This window comes from Micromonospora sp. AMSO12t, assembly GCF_008806585.1.
GTDB classification, from domain to species: domain Bacteria; phylum Actinomycetota; class Actinomycetes; order Mycobacteriales; family Micromonosporaceae; genus Micromonospora; species Micromonospora reichwaldensis.
Window position 1 is genome coordinate 1 of sequence record NZ_WAAS01000462.1, and the last position, 2,283, is coordinate 2,283.

At 76.9% G+C, this 2,283-nt stretch carries 2 protein-coding genes; both read right to left on the minus strand.

The window, feature by feature from the left end:
- Nucleotides 1-398: 398 nt before the first annotated feature.
- Nucleotides 399-1,562: a cytochrome P450 gene (locus tag F6X68_RS32235; protein ID WP_151457772.1), complete on the minus strand. Its 1,164-nt coding sequence runs from the start codon at nucleotides 1,560-1,562 to the stop codon at nucleotides 399-401.
- A gap of 9 nt (nucleotides 1,563-1,571) precedes the next feature.
- Nucleotides 1,572-2,240, minus strand: a complete 669-nt coding sequence (locus F6X68_RS32240) for a methyltransferase (RefSeq protein WP_151457773.1) — start codon at nucleotides 2,238-2,240, stop codon at nucleotides 1,572-1,574.
- Nucleotides 2,241-2,283 lie beyond the last annotated feature (43 nt).

A 2,283-nucleotide genomic window follows, 5' to 3' on the forward strand; every position in this document is an offset into this window, starting at 1 on the left:
CGCGCCCGAACGGCACCACCGTCCCCTGACTTTCGTCGAGTCCCGCCGCCACCTCTCCCACACGGGGCCGCCACCTCTCCCACACGGGGCCGCCACCTCTCCCACACGGGGCCGCCACCTCTCCCACGAGGGCCGCCACCTCTCCCACACGGGCCGCCGCCGCGACCTGCCCACCGCCCGCCGACACAGCCCTCCGGTGCCGCCTCGCCGGTGGTGATCAGGACGCCATGGACCTTAAAACCGCCGGCAAAGGTCCATGGCGTCCTGATCACCGGGCCGCGTGCCGCGCACCGGGCCGCGTGCCGCTCGGCGAGCCGGGTGTCCGTTGGCGGGCCACCGGGGCCACCCCGGAGAGCACGGCACCCCCGGGCCGGTGCGGTACGGCGTCCGTGGGCCGGTCAGCGGCGGCGGACGACGAACGCGTCGGGCATCCGGAAGGTCAGGTTGTCCGGGCACCACGGCTCGCGGAGCACGCTGACGCCGTCCAGCAGCGGGGCGGTCTCCGCGACCACCACGGCCGCCTCCATCCGGGCCAACTGGTCGCCGACGCAGCGGTGCGCGCCGGCCCCGAAGGCCAGGTGCCGGCGGGAGCCGCGCTGCCCGGGTCGGAACTCGTCCGGCGCGTCGACGGTGGACGGGTCGCGGCCGGCGCGGGCCAGCCAGAGCACGATGCTGGTGCCCGCCGGCACCGCCGTCCCGCCCAGCGTGGTGTCCACCGCCGCTACCCGCCGCCAGGTGACGATCGGCGGCTCCAGCCGCAGCCCCTCCTCGACGACGTCGGCGACCGCGACGGTGCCGTCGCGCAGGCCGGCCAGCACGGCCGGCTCGCCGGTCAGCCGGTGCAGCAGCAGGGTGAGGAACTGCGAGGTGGTCTCCTGGCCGGCCACCAGCAGGAAGAACAGCGCGCCCACCACCACGTCGGGCGGGTGCCCGGCGGCCCGCAGCGACCCGGCCAGCCCGCCCCCGGTCGCGGCGAACTCGCGCAGCACCCGGTGGAAGCGGCCCACCTCGGCGGCGAGGGCCTGCTGCCGTTCGGCGTCCAGGGGCGCCCAGAACAGTTCCAGCGCGGCGCGGGCGAACTCCTTCACCGCGCCGACCGGCGCGTCCGGCAGCTCGACCAGCCGGGCCAGCACCAGCAGCGGCAGGTCGGCGGCGAGCCGGGCGTACAGGTCCACCGCCCCGCCGGCGTCCAGGGTGGCGGCGATCCCGCCGACGCGCTCCCGGACCAGGTCGGTCAGCCAGGGCCGCTGCGCGGCGACCCGCGTCGGGTGCAGGGCGTCGGCGACGATCGCCCGGATCGCCGGGTGGCTGGCGCCACCGTTGTTCGCCAGGGTCGGCGGCAGCCGGAACCGGTGCCCGGCCAGCACCCGCAGCGCGGCCACCGGGATCGGGGTCACCGCGTCCAGCGCGTTGTCCGGCCGGTACGTCGCCGGATCGGTGAGCACCTCACGGACCAGGGCGTGCCGGGTCACGACCAGGTGCGCGACCCCCACGTGGTCGCGTACCCGGGCCACGTCCGGCCAGTGCGCGTCGGCGGTCTGCGCCCAGCTCCGGAACAGCACGCCGACACGCTAGCGGCCCGCCCCCGGCAGCCCCGCCCGCAACTGCCACACCGTGGTGCGCTTCACCCGTACGCTCTCCAGCGTCTCGGGCACCGGCACGTCGTAGACGGCCAGTTCGTCGAAGCGGTCGTGGGGCAGGAAGGCCCGGCCGGGGTCGCCGACCAGCACCCGGGCCCCGGCGCGGGCGGCCCGGAGCAGGAAGCGCAACACCCGGTTGGCCATCGCCTGGCTGTAGAACACGTCCCCGGCGAGCACCACCTCGGCCCCACCGGCGTCGCCGTCGAGGACGTCGCCGAGTTCGGCGTCGACGCGTACCCCGTTGGCCTCGGCGTTGACCGCGACGGCCGCGACGGCCAGCTCGTCGATCTCCACGGCGCGCACGGCGGCGGCGCCGGTCCGCGCGGCGGCGATGGCGACCAGGCCGGAGCCTGCGGCGAGGTCCAGCACCCGGCGGCCGGCGACCAGTTCCGGGTGGTCGGTGACGTACCGGGCCAGCGCCTGCCCGCCGGCCCAGGCGAAGGCCCAGAACGGCGGCGGCTGCGCGCTGCGGAACTCGCCCTCCGTCAGCTCCCACAGGCCGATCGCGTCGTCCGCCTGGTGCAGCCGCACCTCGGGAACGAAGGCGACCGGGGAGAGACTGGCGTGCAGGCGGACGAAGGCGGCGGAAAGGTCGGACACGCCGGCGATTGTCCCCCGCCACCCGGACCCGCCGACCGGCGCC